Annotated in this window: 17 protein-coding genes; 1 reads left to right on the top strand and 16 read right to left on the bottom strand. The window is 56.0% G+C overall.

All coding sequences use genetic code 11. The features are described from left to right. From ACOSYY_RS11770 to ACOSYY_RS11710, 13 genes are all read right to left on the bottom strand, one after another. Positions 1-619: enoyl-ACP reductase FabI (locus ACOSYY_RS11770; protein ID WP_421662581.1), on the bottom strand; the 619-nt coding region annotated here is incomplete at its 3' end. Positions 620-844: 225 nt separating this feature from the next. Continuing rightward, positions 845-1,363, bottom strand: a complete 519-nt coding sequence (locus ACOSYY_RS11765; protein ID WP_421662580.1) for an NUDIX domain-containing protein — start codon at positions 1,361-1,363, stop codon at positions 845-847. 88 nt (positions 1,364-1,451) lie between these two features. After that, a complete protein-coding gene (gcvT, locus tag ACOSYY_RS11760) occupies positions 1,452-2,555 on the bottom strand; it encodes a glycine cleavage system aminomethyltransferase GcvT (RefSeq protein ID WP_421662579.1) in 1,104 nt (367 codons plus the stop codon). 7 nt (positions 2,556-2,562) lie between these two features. Continuing rightward, a complete protein-coding gene (locus ACOSYY_RS11755; protein ID WP_421662578.1) occupies positions 2,563-2,919 on the bottom strand; it encodes an FKBP-type peptidyl-prolyl cis-trans isomerase in 357 nt (118 codons plus the stop codon). A gap of 130 nt (positions 2,920-3,049) precedes the next feature. After that, complete coding sequence (locus tag ACOSYY_RS11750; RefSeq protein WP_421662577.1) at positions 3,050-4,225, bottom strand: FIST signal transduction protein; 1,176 nt, start codon at positions 4,223-4,225, stop codon at positions 3,050-3,052. Between the two features lie 71 nt (positions 4,226-4,296). Further along, complete coding sequence (locus ACOSYY_RS11745) at positions 4,297-4,524, bottom strand: hypothetical protein (RefSeq protein ID WP_421662576.1); 228 nt, start codon at positions 4,522-4,524, stop codon at positions 4,297-4,299. Positions 4,525-4,627: 103 nt separating this feature from the next. Beyond that, positions 4,628-5,851, bottom strand: a complete 1,224-nt coding sequence (locus ACOSYY_RS11740) for a DmpA family aminopeptidase (protein WP_421662575.1) — start codon at positions 5,849-5,851, stop codon at positions 4,628-4,630. Beyond that, a complete protein-coding gene (locus ACOSYY_RS11735; RefSeq protein WP_421662574.1) occupies positions 5,841-7,238 on the bottom strand; it encodes an MBL fold metallo-hydrolase RNA specificity domain-containing protein in 1,398 nt (465 codons plus the stop codon). Before ACOSYY_RS11735 ends, ACOSYY_RS11740 begins: the two co-directional genes overlap by 11 nt. Further along, the gene (locus ACOSYY_RS11730) at positions 7,235-8,092 is read right to left on the bottom strand and encodes an LOG family protein (RefSeq protein ID WP_421662573.1); all 858 of its coding nucleotides are present in this window, start codon (positions 8,090-8,092) and stop codon (positions 7,235-7,237) included. Before ACOSYY_RS11730 ends, ACOSYY_RS11735 begins: the two co-directional genes overlap by 4 nt. Further along, entirely contained in the window at positions 8,085-8,579 is a 495-nt protein-coding gene (locus ACOSYY_RS11725; protein ID WP_421662572.1) for a hypothetical protein, read from the bottom strand. Before ACOSYY_RS11725 ends, ACOSYY_RS11730 begins: the two co-directional genes overlap by 8 nt. Position 8,580: 1 nt before the next feature. Continuing rightward, on the bottom strand, positions 8,581-8,967 hold the full coding sequence (locus tag ACOSYY_RS11720) for a hypothetical protein (RefSeq protein WP_421662571.1): 387 nt from the start codon (positions 8,965-8,967) through the stop codon (positions 8,581-8,583). Next, entirely contained in the window at positions 8,964-9,479 is a 516-nt protein-coding gene (locus ACOSYY_RS11715) for a GNAT family N-acetyltransferase (protein ID WP_421662570.1), read from the bottom strand. Before ACOSYY_RS11715 ends, ACOSYY_RS11720 begins: the two co-directional genes overlap by 4 nt. Continuing rightward, positions 9,476-10,081, bottom strand: a complete 606-nt coding sequence (locus tag ACOSYY_RS11710) for a DUF502 domain-containing protein (RefSeq protein ID WP_421662569.1) — start codon at positions 10,079-10,081, stop codon at positions 9,476-9,478. The genes ACOSYY_RS11715 and ACOSYY_RS11710 overlap by 4 nt, the downstream gene beginning before the upstream one ends. 133 nt (positions 10,082-10,214) lie before the next feature. On the opposite strand from ACOSYY_RS11710, the gene ACOSYY_RS11705 reads away from it, so the two are divergent. Next, positions 10,215-10,475 (top strand): Trm112 family protein, encoded by a 261-nt coding sequence (locus tag ACOSYY_RS11705; protein ID WP_421662568.1) that lies wholly within the window; start codon positions 10,215-10,217, stop codon positions 10,473-10,475. A 692-nt stretch (positions 10,476-11,167) separates the two neighbouring features. On the opposite strand, the gene ACOSYY_RS11700 is transcribed toward ACOSYY_RS11705, so the two are convergent. The 3 genes from ACOSYY_RS11700 to ACOSYY_RS11690 form a co-directional block, all read right to left on the bottom strand. Then, positions 11,168-11,536: a hypothetical protein gene (locus ACOSYY_RS11700; protein WP_421662567.1), complete on the bottom strand. Its 369-nt coding sequence runs from the start codon at positions 11,534-11,536 to the stop codon at positions 11,168-11,170. A gap of 85 nt (positions 11,537-11,621) precedes the next feature. Continuing rightward, positions 11,622-11,951 carry a hypothetical protein gene (locus ACOSYY_RS11695; protein WP_421662566.1) on the bottom strand — a complete coding sequence of 110 codons (330 nt, stop codon included), beginning with the start codon at positions 11,949-11,951 and terminating at the stop codon, positions 11,622-11,624. A gap of 321 nt (positions 11,952-12,272) precedes the next feature. Then, positions 12,273-13,475, bottom strand: a 1,203-nt coding sequence (locus ACOSYY_RS11690; RefSeq protein ID WP_421662565.1) for a 4Fe-4S dicluster domain-containing protein, incomplete at its 5' end; no start/stop codon positions are given.

Below are 13,475 nucleotides of genomic sequence, written 5' to 3'. Positions count from 1 at the left end.
AATCGACCATCTTGGTAATACCTGAGACTCCGCGTGCTGCCAGTGTTTTGATCGGTCCTGCGGAAATGGCATTGACCCGGATATTCAACGGACCCAGGTCATACGCCAAGTAGCGGACCGCGGCTTCAAGTGCGGCTTTAGCGACACCCATCACGTTGTAGTGCGGCACGACGCGCTCGCTCCCGAGATAGGTGAGAGTGACGATGGACCCTCCGGCGGTCATCAACGGCAAGGCGGCTCTTGCGACGGCCACGAGAGAATAGGCGCTGATGTCGAGCGCCATCGCAAACCCTTGTCGGGTGGTATTCACGAATTGTCCACTCAACTCTTCCCGGGGAGCGAACGCCAGGGAGTGCACGAGAAAATCGATTTGTCCGACCTCCTTTTGAACCTGCTGCATGAGTGACGCAATCTCACCATCGTTGCTCACATCGCAGGGAAATGCTTTCGCGCCAGGCAGTGTGGCGGCGAGCTCTTCCACGTTTTGCTTCAGCCGTTCATTCTGATAATTGAAGAGGAGCTGTGCTCCCTGGCCGGCGGTCGATTGCGCGATGGCCCAGGCGATGCTGTGCTTATTGGCCACGCCGATGATGAGTCCCTTTTTCCCCTTTAGCAACATTGGCACAGTTCTCCTTCTTTAAAGCTCACGGCCATAAGGCATTGATGAATTCAGACGCTGCGTAGGCGAAGATAGCACGATTCCGGTATTTCTGTGAACCGAGACATGTGCGCCTCAGGTCTACTAAGGATCCGTCTGGGGCAATTCAGTCGTGGATGTCTTCCCTTCTTTCGCGATGGGCGAGAAAAAGGATGAAAAGATAAGGTGGTAAGTTCGTTGGGATGATCAACGCGGAAGAGCACTTCCGATATAGACCGCTTGTAGGCCGACGATCGTTTTCCCATCACGGATCGTGCCGTCTTGAATTCGGGTGATCGCCAGATGCAATGGCATTTCGACGATCTCCAGCACTTCGTCACGATCCAGTTGCTGACGCCCTTTCGTGAGACCGGTCGCCTTGTAAACATGGATCACTTCATCCGCAAAGCCGGGAGCCGTAAAGATACTTGAAAGCAGCTCAAACGAAGAGGCTCGATAGCCGACTTCTTCTTCCAGTTCTCGTGCAGCGCAATGCAACGGGTCTTCGCCGAGAGTCAGTTTTCCCGCCGGAATTTCATAGATGAAACCGCCGGCGGCATGCCGGAACTGCCTGATCAATACCACGGTCCCATCATCTTTTATCGGAACGACCGCGGCCGCCCCTGGATGACGGATGGTTTCGAGGTCCACCGTCACCCCATTCGGTAACTGGACGGTGTCGATGTTCAGTGTAATGACCTTCCCGGTATAAATATTTTTCGTCATGGTACACCTATCGTCAATGGCGTACGGCCTATGGCACAGGCAAACATGACTCATCGTGCTTCTTGTTCGTGCCATCAGCCATATGTCATCAGCCCTTGGATTTCTTGTAGAACGCCGGCTTCACAACCTTCGCCGGAACCGCTTTACCTCGAATGTCGATGAAGAGATCTGTCCCAAGTTCGGCATACTGAGGACATACATACCCCAATCCGATTCCCTTCTGGAGAAGAGGGGAAAGATTGCCGCTGGTGACTTCTCCGATGGGAGATTGCGGTGAAGACGTGGAGAGAATCTTGAAACCGTGGCGAGGAACGGCTTTCTCCAGCAATTCAAAACCGACGAATCGGCGGGACAAGCCCCCTTGTCTTTGAATCAACAAGGCCTGCTTTCCGACAAACTCTCCTTTTTCAAAACGCACGGCCCATTCTGCTCCGGCTTCGAGCGGCGTCGTTCGTTCATCGATATCGTTGCCATAGAGCAGATAGCCCATCTCAAGACGCAGGAGATCCCGTGCGCCGAGCCCTGCCGGTTTCAAACCGAATGACTTGCCTGTGTGCAACAGCTTGTTCCAAACTGTGCCGGCTTGTCCGTACACATAAAATTCGTAACCGAATTCTCCGGTATAGCCCGTTCGTGCCGCCAGGCACTCCTCATCCGCGACTCGCACCGTCGTGGATCCCCTAAGCTTGAGTCGGTCGAGCTGCGGCAATCCGAGTGCCGCCACGATCGCTCGCGCAGCGGAACCCTGCAAGGCGATTTGCGCAATCTCTTCTGAGCGGTCGGAGATGTGACAGTCAGGAACTCCCCGACTGTGTTCAATAAGCCACGATACGATCTTGGCTCGATTGGACGCATTGACGCAGAGAAGAAATTCTCCGTCCTTCGCCAACCGATAGACGAAGATATCGTCCTTGATGCCGCCCTGCTCATTGCACACCATCGAGTACTGGGCTTGCATGGGCTGCAGCGCAGCGAGATCGTTCGTCGTCATTCGCTGCAGGAAAAATTCCGCGCCGGAGCCAGTGACGACAATTCGCCCCATATGGCTGACATCGAAGAGACCGGCCCGGCTTCTCACGGTGTGATACTCATCCACAACACCGGTGTAATGGATGGGCATTTCCCATCCGGCGAAATCGACGAGTTTCGCGCCGGCGGCGCGATGTTGTGCGATGAGAGGAGTGTGTTGCACCGGATGGTTACCGCACGCCGAGCAATTCGACGTCGAATATCAGCGTGGCGTTCGGCGGGATGACCCCGCCGGCGCCGCGCGATCCGTACCCCAAGTCTGATGGGATGGTGAGTTTACGCTTGCCTCCCACCTTCATCCCCTGCACCCCTTCGTCCCAGCCCTTAATGACCCGTCCGGCGCCGAGAGGAAACGAAAAGGGCTGTCCACGATCGACGGAGCTGTCGAACTTTGTGCCGTTTTCCAGCCAGCCCGTATAGTGGACGCTCGCCGTCTTTCCAGCGACGGCCGCATCTCCGGTGCCGATCGCTTGATCGATATATTTAAGCCCGGATGGTGTAATGACTTCCTGCTTGTTCTCTGCCATGGAACCTCCTACTCCTAATGTCGATGTCAGAATCAACATCATCACGATAGATGAAATGTACGGCGATTTCATATGATCTCCTCCCCTCACTGTATGGCATGGCCTTGAGGGCCTGGTCAACTCGGATAAGTCAGCGGTCTCGTTCGGCAAAGAGGGCAATGCTGGCCGTGTACCCGTGTAAGAAATTGCGGTTTCCAATGGGCCCTATCTCGCCTTGTGCAAAGAACCCTGCGATGGGAATCGGTCCCAGGCGTCCCGTCGTTGCAGCCGCATCATGATTCGGTCTCCCAAAGAGACCCCGACCGCGGCCGCAACAGCTGAACATGAGGGCGCCAAGGGGGGGATGCCGATGGCCGGCCCGGTCGGTCGCCAACAGCGAGTTCAAATCTTCCGTGGCCGATTCCGCGTCGCGCAGATGGAACTGCACTGTTTGGCCTTCTTGCACCACATCGCCGATCGCGACGGCGCCCGTGGTACGGTCGGCTCCGAGCAGATTCCGAATAAGAAAATCTCCCCGCTCGAACCGGTTCCGATGCTCATCGATGGCGATGCCGAGATGGAGCGCCCGATAGGCGCGGCGTCGATCTTCCTCCGCCAGCGAATCAAAAATGGCCTGCAACCGATCCAAAGCCGGCACACCTCCGAGTTCGTGAATCAGATTGCGTTCGGCTTTTGTCACGACAAATCGGTCCCCGATCAGACGACATCCCTGCGAGATGATCGGTCGGATATCCACGGCCCCTGAGAGGCGAACACCTACTAACCCGTCATCGAAGACCTGATCGTTGAGAACCAGCCGATTCATGCCGGCCTCTTGCCCACCTCCAGCCAATCCACCGACAGCCTTTTCTCCGGGATAGCGCTCTTCCAGAAACCCAAGGATATCTTGAACCGGCACGGTGAATGGATCAGCAAGCATGAGGAACGACGATACTTCAACGCCCAGCTCAGGCCATCCCGAGAGATGAAATCGATCGTGCGTCGCTGAAAACGACGTACGAAGCGGGTGAAGATTTACGTCGGGAAGGACCGCCGCCCAGACGGTCATCGCCGGGGTCGTTTCCAATTCTTCTGTTCCGGCAATCACACCCTCTCCGCTGCAGCCGATCAGTAGGCTCGGACGAAGCGTCCCTGTCAGCACCTCCGCCAAAAGATGGGCCTCGGCGGTGTGATGAGCAGAAAAGAAGACGCACGCAAGGTCGATCGGAGCGGCACTCAGCTGTGCCAGAATGTCGTCGGCTGCAGCCCGAGCCGCGGGTTCCGTCTCTACCAGTTTCGAAAGAGCCACTGCAAATTGCAAAGCCACGCCTCATGATGAGGAGAGTCAGATGAGATCGGCATACCGTGCGAGCCGCGCGAGTTCGGGACGGCTTGGAGTCAGACTCCGGGATCCATCCGCTGAGCTCGGGTCTGTGCCAATTTCTTATAATACCGCCACAGGTAGGAATGGTAGTCGTCCACCTGCGCAAGGAGGTAATGCAGTTCCGTGGGGTCCTCCGTCTCAAGGGCATGAACCATCCTCGTTTTCAAGAACTCACCGAAGGCCTCAGTCTTCTGCACCGCCGTCAGCAGTTGCAACCCGCCCCCGATTTGGTATTGGCTCATACCATTCCTCCCGGTTTACGTCCAGCAGGATAGCGAGAGAATCGCCACATTTGCAAGCTAGGCTCACTTTACGACAGGAGCTCAGAAATTCAATTCATCGATCTCATCGTGAACCGGACAAGAGTGTTTTGAGACGGCTAAGGTCTATGGCTTCAATGCGATGATTGTCTCGGCCTGTCACCGTGGTGGCCATGGTAAGGGCATTGAGAATGGCCTCTTCGGTGGCCTCGACCGTCGCTGTAAAGAGCGGATTCAGATGAGTGTCGGACAGGTGTGTCAAATTATAAGTCGGATCTTTCGGATAGTGCGGAATCACATTGGCCGTGGAAAAGGCCAGTATGAAATCCCCGCTGCCGTGGCGCACAGTGGAGCCGGTGCGGGCGAGACCGAGCGCGGCGCGTTTGGCCAGCCTGGCGAGCTGCCGGCCGTCCAAGGGCGCATCGGTGGCGATGACGATGATGATGGAACCTTCACTCTGGCCAGGCACGGTCGCTTCGGAGACTTGTTGCGGCGGATCATAGAGTTTTCCCACCGGGACGCCACTGGCAAGGAGTTCCTGCCTTCGCCCATGGTTCGCATTGACCAAGACCCCCACCGTATAGCCGCCTTCTTTCTCGAACAATTTTCTCGAGGATGTGCCGATTCCTCCCTTGAATCCATAGGCGACCATTCCCGTGCCGGCGCCGACTGTGCCTTCCGCCACCGGCCCACTGGTCGCGCTTTCGAGCGCGGTCATGACGTTCTGCTCGGATACGTGACGCCCTTGAATATCGTTCAACCGTCCATCGTCACATTCAGCGACAATCGGTGTGAGGGTATCGTCAGAAATGCCGATATCCGGATACTGTTTGATCATCCAGCTCATCACGCCGTTCGCGACACGCGGGACATTGAGCGTATTCGTGAGGGCGATGGGATATTCAAGAAATCCGGACTCGGCGATCCAGGCGAGGCCGGTCATCTCGCCGGTACCATTGAGAACGAACGAGCCCGCCGGAACCTTCTTGTGCCAGACATCGTCGCGCGGAATGACGACGGTGACGCCCGTGCGGATCGGGCCTTGCCCTGGTTGTAAAGGCCCCTCGCCGGAGATCAGCGTGGTATGGCCGACTTTCACGCCGGCAATGTCGGTAATCGCGTTGAGAGGGCCCGGTGAATACTGTCCGACGACGATCCCCAAGTCGCGCAGACGGTGTCGTTCTTGTTTCGGTTGTGCCGCGGCTGTGGAAAGGCAACCCGAGACCAGCGCGACCACACAGGACAGTATCGCTAGCCACACCGGTCGTTGGCCGGCCATTCTGACGAAATGCAGCGATCTAAATCTCATGCGCGCTGTCCTGGTGGGGAATCCGCACATCGATGTTCGAATATTCCGCTTGAATCGCCGCGCCCAGGGAGAGAGCCTGTTTCTCCTCGCCATGCACGATAAAGATAGTACTGGGCGGCGGGTTGATGGCTCGGACGTAGGCCAATAAATCATGTCGGTCGGCATGGGCCGACAGGCCGTTGAACTTGACGATCTGGGCCCGTCTGGGTGTCGGCACGCCGAAGATCGGCACCACGTCCCAACCTTCGACGAGCTTGCGGCCGAGCGTATGTTCCGCTTGAAAGCCGACAAACACAATGATGTTCGCCTCATCTTGTATCGCATGTTTGAGATGGTGCAAGACTCTTCCCCCTTCGCACATACCCGAAGAGGAAATAATGACGCATGGGCCACGCATGGCATTCAACCGCTTGCTGTCCTCGGAAGAGGAGACAAAATGGATGTAGCGGGAAGCGAAGACATCACCACCGGACGAAAAGGTTTTCATGGTTTCGTCGTCATAGCATTCTGGGTGGCGCTTGAACACCTTCGTTGCCTTATCGGCCAGCGGTGAGTCGATGTAGATCGGAAGCGGATCCACGCGGCCTTCACCGACCAGTTCCTTGATCCGCATGACCAGTTCCTGGGTCCGTCCCACCGCAAATGCGGGCACGATGATCTTACTTTTGTGCGCCCGCGCATGGTCGAGCAGATCCTGCGCTTTCTTCTTCATCTCTTCGCCGGCCCGTTCATGCAATCGGTCGCCATATGTCGATTCGAGAATCAGAACGTCACAGGCGGGCGGCGGTTCAGGATCTCGCAGGATCGGCATATGGGATCGACCCAGGTCTCCGCTGAACAAGACGGTCGTGGTGTTGCCGCGCGCGGTATATTTCACTCGGACCGCGGCCGATCCCAAGATATGACCTGCGTCATGGAACGATGCGGTGACCCGAGGCGCGAGTTTTAGCCGGTCACCGTATCGCACACCCTCAAACCGCTTGACGATCTTCCGGACATCGTTGCTGTCGTAAAACGGCAGAATACAGGTCTTGCCGCGTCTGCGTTCTTTTCTGTTGACATATCGGCAGTCGTTTTTTTGCACACGAGCTGAATCTTCGAGCATGATGCCCGCGAGATCAGCCGATGCTCTCGTGAGGTAAACTTTTCCAGAAAAACCCTGTCGCGGCAAAACAGGAAGGGCGCCGGAATGGTCGATATGGGCATGCGAGAGCAAGACGGCGCCTAGGGATTTCGGGTCGAATCCCACGTCGCGGTTGCGCCGGAGCGCCTCATCTCGCCGTCCTTGAAACATTCCACAATCGAACAACAATCGAAAGCCCGGCACGTCCAACATATGTCGGCTCCCGGTGACCGATCGAGCGGCCCCGAAAAATGAGAGTCTCATACGGTGGGCATTCCATTGTGCCGTGCGATCAGGTCCCAGACTTCTTGAGCCGTCTCGGCGTAGTGAAACAGGCTGAGGTCTGCCTGGGTGATGAGACCGCACTCGGCGAGCAATTGCCAGTCGATCACCCGTTCCCAAAAGTGCCGACCGACCAGCACAACGATGATGCTCTTGGTTTTACCGGTCTGGAGGAGAGTCAGTGTTTCAAACAATTCATCGAGCGTGCCGAAACCGCCTGGAAAGGCGACGAGTGCTCGCGCGCGAAGCAAGAAGTGCATCTTCCTGATGGCGAAATAGCGAAACTGGAAACTGAGCTTCGGCGTGATGTAGGGATTTGGACGCTGTTCATGAGGCAGAGTGATGTTCAACCCGATCGATTTGGCGTTCACGTCGGCCGCCCCGCGGTTGGCCGCTTCCATGATGCCCGGCCCCCCTCCGGTGACAATAACGTAGTCGCATCTCCCGTTAGCTTGGCAGGTGGAAGACACCAATCGACTGAATTCTCTCGCCACATCGTAATACGTTGCGAGCTCGAGCTGCCGTTTGATGATGGCGACTCGTTGCTTGCGGATGCCGTCATCCGAAGCTTGAGCTGCTTGCTCTTCCGCAAGATGTAGCGCCTGCGCCAGGGCAGCGGGTTCTTGAAGCCTGGCGCTGCCGAAGACGACGATGGTGGATCTGATCCCTTCCTCTCGCTGAATCAGTTCAGCCTTCACCAACTCAAGCCCGATTCGGACCGAACGAAGCTCATCTCGTTGGAGAAGCTCGGTGTCCTGATCGGCGAGGAGATAAGAAGAAGAAGAGCGGTCTTGACTATAGAGGTTTGGGGGGTGCTCGGATGGTTCTTCATCCATGGCTCGCCATTATAGCGGGCTCACCTACAGGCGGCAATTCATGCGGGACGGATTTCCACGATTGCTGGAAGGGATAAGGATGAAAAGGAGGTCTTGGAAGATGCCGCTGAAATCCCTGGTGTAATACCACCCACTTCGTGTCGCACAACACTTCAAAGGCATCGACGCCGAGTCCCGTGCGGGAAAAAATGAAATCCGGGTCGACGGGTATCCATGGTTTCGCCAAATAACCAAAGTTAACACGCGAGTATTTCAAGTCGGCGAATCGATACGTCGCGACAATGCCCGTATCGGAATCGGTGATGGAGTCAGGTGCTCCCAACTTCTCTATCACATCGGTTAATGTGGTTTTGCCTGGAACGATGAAGGCGACATCCTCCGAGGTAAGGGGGGTATTGAGCTCAATGCGAATGACATTGCAGCCATGGGAAGACAGGCAGAGTACCGCCACGAAGAATATGAATGCGATTCTCCGCACGCTCATCATGTCACTCCTTAAACGGCCAAAATCTGAACTCCAAACTGTCCGTGCGTTTCGAGGAAATGACATCTTCGACAATTTCGTCCCGATTGAAGATGACGTAGAGGTCGTCGCTCTTGATGGACAGCCGTGTGAAATTGAGAACGATCAGCAGAAGACTGCCTGCTTTTGCATCGTATCGATAATACTGGAAGACGTCTCGACCGTTGAGAGGCAGGAGGCGGTCCGGGGCCCCCAGAAGTCGAAATACCTCTTCCTTCGTGGTTGAACCTTTCTGAATGGTCGCCACCACGTCCGATCGTAGCTCGTCGCCGAGTGTTCCCCGACTGAAGGCGCATCCTTGAAACAACACGGCGACCGCTAAGAAACCAAGCAGACAACGACCCAGTTTCATGGGAACTCCTTTGGCTGTTTCCGGTGGACTTCATGTCCCAGGACAAAGTCTTGCTCGAAGACGGTATAGGCCGATGGGGTGAGCCCCACACTCTGGTACACAGTTTGTGCCGTGCGATTTTGCCGTTCTACGTACAATCTGATGCCGCAGGCCCGTGAATCCGCCCTGGCTTTGGCGAGGATATGATTGTGCATGGCCCTGAACACTCCCAGACATCGCCGCTCCGGCACGACATAGACGCTCTGGATCCACCAAAACGCCCCGTTCCGCCAGTCGCTCCATTCGTACGTAATCATGAGCTGGCCGACCGGCTTGTAGCTTTTGTCTTCGGGAAGTTCCGCGACGATATAAAATCCATATCTGGGTGTTCTCAAGATGGCAAGAGTCCCCTTGCGCAAGGTGGCAGGATCGAGCCGGCGACTCTCCGTTTCGAACGCCATGGCGACATTGAACATAACGATGGTATCCACATCGTCCTGACGGGCCGGTCTGATGTGGAGGCGTTCAATCATGATGGGCGCGATGGAGAGGCAAGCCAACCGCGTCGAGGTCTATAGAAACCGGCGGAAAACTCCATCTTCATCGCGTCTTCAACAGGAAGATTGATCGGGCGCAACGCATGTTCCGGGATGAAGGCGAGAAAGCCGGTAAAGGGGTGAATCGCGGTGGGGACGAACACCATGAAGAGGATACGTGAGGGCTCGACTTGAAGGGATGGAGGCGCCATTCCCATCACAAAACCCAATGCCCAGCATCCATCCCGAGGAAAAGGAAAGGCCACCACTGTACTGCGGCCAAAGCGGGATCGGAAGTTGAGAATATCGGTCATGCCTTTCAATGTGAGGTAGATGCTCTGCACGAGCGGAATCCGTTCAATGCGGCGTTCCAGTCTCACCAACAAGCCTTGGCCAATCACATGTTCGCCGATGAGGCCGGCACCAATGAGAAGGACGACCAATAATAACAGGCCAAGACCGGGAAGGGGATATAACATGTATCGACCGACCACCCCATCAAGAGTGGTGAACAGAGTCGAAAGAATCAAGAACGTGACCCAGGCAGGGACTAAGACAATGAGGCCTGCCATGCAGGTTTTCCAAAATGCTTTGATCATGGCGATACATCCGGTAGGAAGCGTATCGAGTGTATCAGAAATGGTAGCGCATGAGGAGTTCCCTATACGACTTGCGCTTGAGGTCTCCATCGATTATTCTACCCGCCGCTGACACAGCGGGAGTTGAATAATCATGAGTCTTGATAAAGAGCTCTTGGCGATCCTTTGTTGCCCCGCGACCAAACAGGCGGTGAGCTTGGCTGAGGAATCTCTCATTCAGAAGCTGAATGCTGCTGTAGCACGGGGCGAATTGAAAAATTTGGGGAAACGACCTGTGTCCGTCGAGCTTGATGGCGGTCTGATCCGCGCCGATCGAAAGATCCTTTACCCCGTCCGCGATAACATCCCGGTGATGCTTATCGAGGAAGGTATCCCGCTCGAACAAATCGACTGATCCAGCCGATCGCATACTTTTCTGCAGTGTGCGGCATGTGACCATGTATGGAGAGCGTTGGCCTAATCTTCGCTCCATCCCTTCTGTCGCGTCCCGGTCACGCCGGTTTCCGGCCTCGTCGTTTCAGGCATTGAGCTCTAACGCGGTCTGACCCGACAGGTGATCGGTTTCGCGCCGAATCCGCCGATAGATCGATATGTGACGAAGCTAAGGACCGACTATCTGAACGGTCTTGACGGGATTGTCTGTCTTTGACCCTGTCGAGGTTCCGCAATGGACGCAGAGATACTCATAAAGATTTCCGGTGGGTAGAACGAGCAGGAGTCGTTCTCTTGTCGGGGTGGCTACGCGACATCGAGGGCAGAACAGAAGGGAGGCATTGAGCGAGCCGAATTGATCTTGTGGAGTTTCAGCAGAGGAGCGTTGCCGGCTTCTGTAAGTCCGTGGAGACCCAGGTATTCTTTGGGTGACTGGCTTGCCTAAAGGTGGACGCATATTCTTCATCTTAGTGAGGATGGGAGTCGGGGTCAAGGCTAATCACTCCGTGAGCGGAGTCATCGCATGCTTTTGGAGGGACTATTCGCTTGGGGCTAGGGGGCGTGATCCAACGTTTCAGAAGAGTCGGCTGAAGAGCGGGGACGTGCCTCAGCGGCGCGAGGAGAGGCAGGTACCCCGGATGATACAGGACGATGTTAGACGGTGGCCTTTGCGGACTCGATCTCGGTTGCTGTGATGAGGCTGGAAAGGTAATCTGCAACGAAATTGAGGGCTTCCTCCCTTCCGTCGGCACGCCGTCCTTTCTCTCTTCGCTGTACGGAAAGTTCATGCTCCAAATCGGATTTGACTTCCCCCAGGATGCGTTGCAGGGACGATGGCGTAAGGTTGGTGTCCATGTCCTCTAACTCCTGACAGCGGTCGAGCACCCAATTGAGGCCTTCAATTCGTCCGGCGTAATGCTCCTGCTCGGCGGTGTCGATTCTTGCCATGGCTGTAGCGAAGGTCTGTGCTTCGTAAATCAAATTATAGAAACTGGTGACTGCCCTTTGTAACGATGGATTCATAATACTCCTTCTCCTTTTGATGAAGTGTGATTATACATGAGATTGAAGTGCCGACAAGGAGTATTTTTTAGTGTGATCTTGCTTCTTATGTGAACAGGAGGGAATGGAACTCGTTCATGAAGCCATAGTAAAGGGGAGCGAAATCTTTCACGCAGTCCGGGCTCGTTTCCTTTAAACGTTTAAAAAAGAAGACCTGGGCGCGTGGATCGAGTTGTTCCAGAAGTTGGCTCAGCTGAGCCATGGAATAACTGCCGGCGGGAACGCTGAGGATATAGTGCACGAGGCGCTCAACGAATTGCTGAGCGACATACTCACCATTCAGATAGCCATCTGGGAGCTTACCTGAAGCGAGAAACTCATCGAATGGGATAGCTTGTGCGGCAAAAGGAACCGTTGGCTGCTGGTGCGATATCACGCCGGGAGTGCTCCCCAATGGAATAGCAAAGAAACCATTTGATTCGGAACTATATAAAAACTGTACTGGACGCTGTTTATCCCGTCAAGCGTGCAGAAGATGCAGTAGTGGTGAGCCGAAAGACCGATGTTCTTGGATAGATCGGCTCTAGCGCTTTCCGCAATACGCACGTATGTCGTGAGTCATCAAATGATATGCGCTTTGACCTGAGAATCCGTTCTCGGATCCACTGTGGGACGGGGATTTCCCGCCTGCTGACGCACCACGGGCGGCCTCCGTAAAAGGAGGCCACCCGTCTGAGACTCCGCAGCAGCGACCGGGCTAGAGCCAGGTGACGCGTTCGGCGGGGCGGATGTAGATGGGCTCTTCGACCTGAATGCGGGCCACTTCCTTGCCGGACTTGTTGAAGCCCAACACGGTGTCGTTGTACATCTCGAACCGCTTGCCGTGGATCTGGGTTTCAAAGACCTTGGGGCCGGGAATGACATCGTAGCGGAACACGATCTGCTGGCTGGCGCGCCAGAGCTGGAGCACGGCCAACAGTTCCCGACTGGGGACCAGGTACTTTTCAATGGCATTGTCCACGCCGGGGCCGAACATCTGCCGGGCATAGCCCCGCGGCGAATGCCGGGGCGGGATATAGAAGCCATTGGGCTCGGTGCCCCATTGCGGATAGAGCGGCAAGGCCACTTGCTCCACGCGGATCGCATAGTACAGCGGATGCCAGCGATCTTCGGCCCAGAGACCGTCCTCGCCGATCCGCACGAGGCTCTGCATGCGGATTTTGCCCACGCAGGCCGCCATGCAGCGCGTTTCCATCGGCTCGCCGCCGGTGAGGGGGTCCTTGCCTTCGATGCGGGGATAACAGGCGATACACTTCTCGCTGACCCGCGTCGTGCCTCGGTACATGGGCTTCTTATACGGACACTGCTCGACACATTTCTTATAGCCCCGGCAGCGGTTCTGGTCGATCAGCACGATGCCGTCTTCCGGCCGCTTGTAAATGGCCTTGCGGGGGCAGGCCGCCAAGCAGCCCGGATAGGTGCAGTGATTGCAAATGCGCTGGAGATAGAAGAAGAAGGTCTCATGTTCCGGGAGGCTGCTGCCGGTCATCTTCCAGGGTTCATCCCGCGAGAAGCCGGTCTTGTCGACGCCCTCGACCAAGGCGCGCATCGAGGTGGCCGTGTCTTCGTAAATGTTGACGAACCGCCATTCCTGGTCCGTCGGAATGTAGCCGATCGCGGCCTGGCCCACTTTGGCCCCGGCATCGAAAATGGTCATGCCTTCGAACACGCCGTAGGGGGCATGGTGTTTGCGCCCCACCCGGACGTTCCAGACCTGGCCGCCCGGATTGACCTGCTCGATCAGCTGCGTGATTTTGACGTCGTAGAACTGGGGATACCCGCCGTACGGCTTGGTTTCCACGTTGTTCCACCACATGTACTCCTGCCCTTTGGAGAAGAGCCAGGTCGACTTATCGGCCATGCTGCAGGTCTGACAGGCCAAACAGCGATTGATGTTGAA

This window comes from Nitrospira sp. BLG_2 (assembly GCF_049222245.1).
This window is presented reverse-complemented; position numbering and strand designations above follow the sequence as displayed.

Bases quoted from the DNA above. Each gene is read 5' to 3' on its own strand.
- ACOSYY_RS11765 (WP_421662580.1), bottom strand. From the start codon at position 1,363: ATGACGAAAAATATTTATACCGGGAAGGTCATTACACTGAACATCGAC.
- ACOSYY_RS11755 (WP_421662578.1), bottom strand. From the start codon at position 2,919: ATGGCAGAGAACAAGCAGGAAGTCATTACACCATCCGGGCTTAAATAT.
- ACOSYY_RS11745 (WP_421662576.1), bottom strand. From the start codon at position 4,524: ATGAGCCAATACCAAATCGGGGGCGGGTTGCAACTGCTGACGGCGGTG.
- ACOSYY_RS11740 (WP_421662575.1), bottom strand. From the start codon at position 5,851: ATGAGATTTAGATCGCTGCATTTCGTCAGAATGGCCGGCCAACGACCG.
- ACOSYY_RS11735 (WP_421662574.1), bottom strand. From the start codon at position 7,238: ATGAGACTCTCATTTTTCGGGGCCGCTCGATCGGTCACCGGGAGCCGA.
- ACOSYY_RS11730 (WP_421662573.1), bottom strand. From the start codon at position 8,092: ATGGATGAAGAACCATCCGAGCACCCCCCAAACCTCTATAGTCAAGAC.
- ACOSYY_RS11725 (WP_421662572.1), bottom strand. From the start codon at position 8,579: ATGATGAGCGTGCGGAGAATCGCATTCATATTCTTCGTGGCGGTACTC.
- ACOSYY_RS11720 (WP_421662571.1), bottom strand. From the start codon at position 8,967: ATGAAACTGGGTCGTTGTCTGCTTGGTTTCTTAGCGGTCGCCGTGTTG.
- ACOSYY_RS11715 (WP_421662570.1), bottom strand. From the start codon at position 9,479: ATGATTGAACGCCTCCACATCAGACCGGCCCGTCAGGACGATGTGGAT.
- ACOSYY_RS11710 (WP_421662569.1), bottom strand. From the start codon at position 10,081: ATGATCAAAGCATTTTGGAAAACCTGCATGGCAGGCCTCATTGTCTTA.
- ACOSYY_RS11705 (WP_421662568.1), top strand. From the start codon at position 10,215: ATGAGTCTTGATAAAGAGCTCTTGGCGATCCTTTGTTGCCCCGCGACC.
- ACOSYY_RS11700 (WP_421662567.1), bottom strand. From the start codon at position 11,536: ATGAATCCATCGTTACAAAGGGCAGTCACCAGTTTCTATAATTTGATT.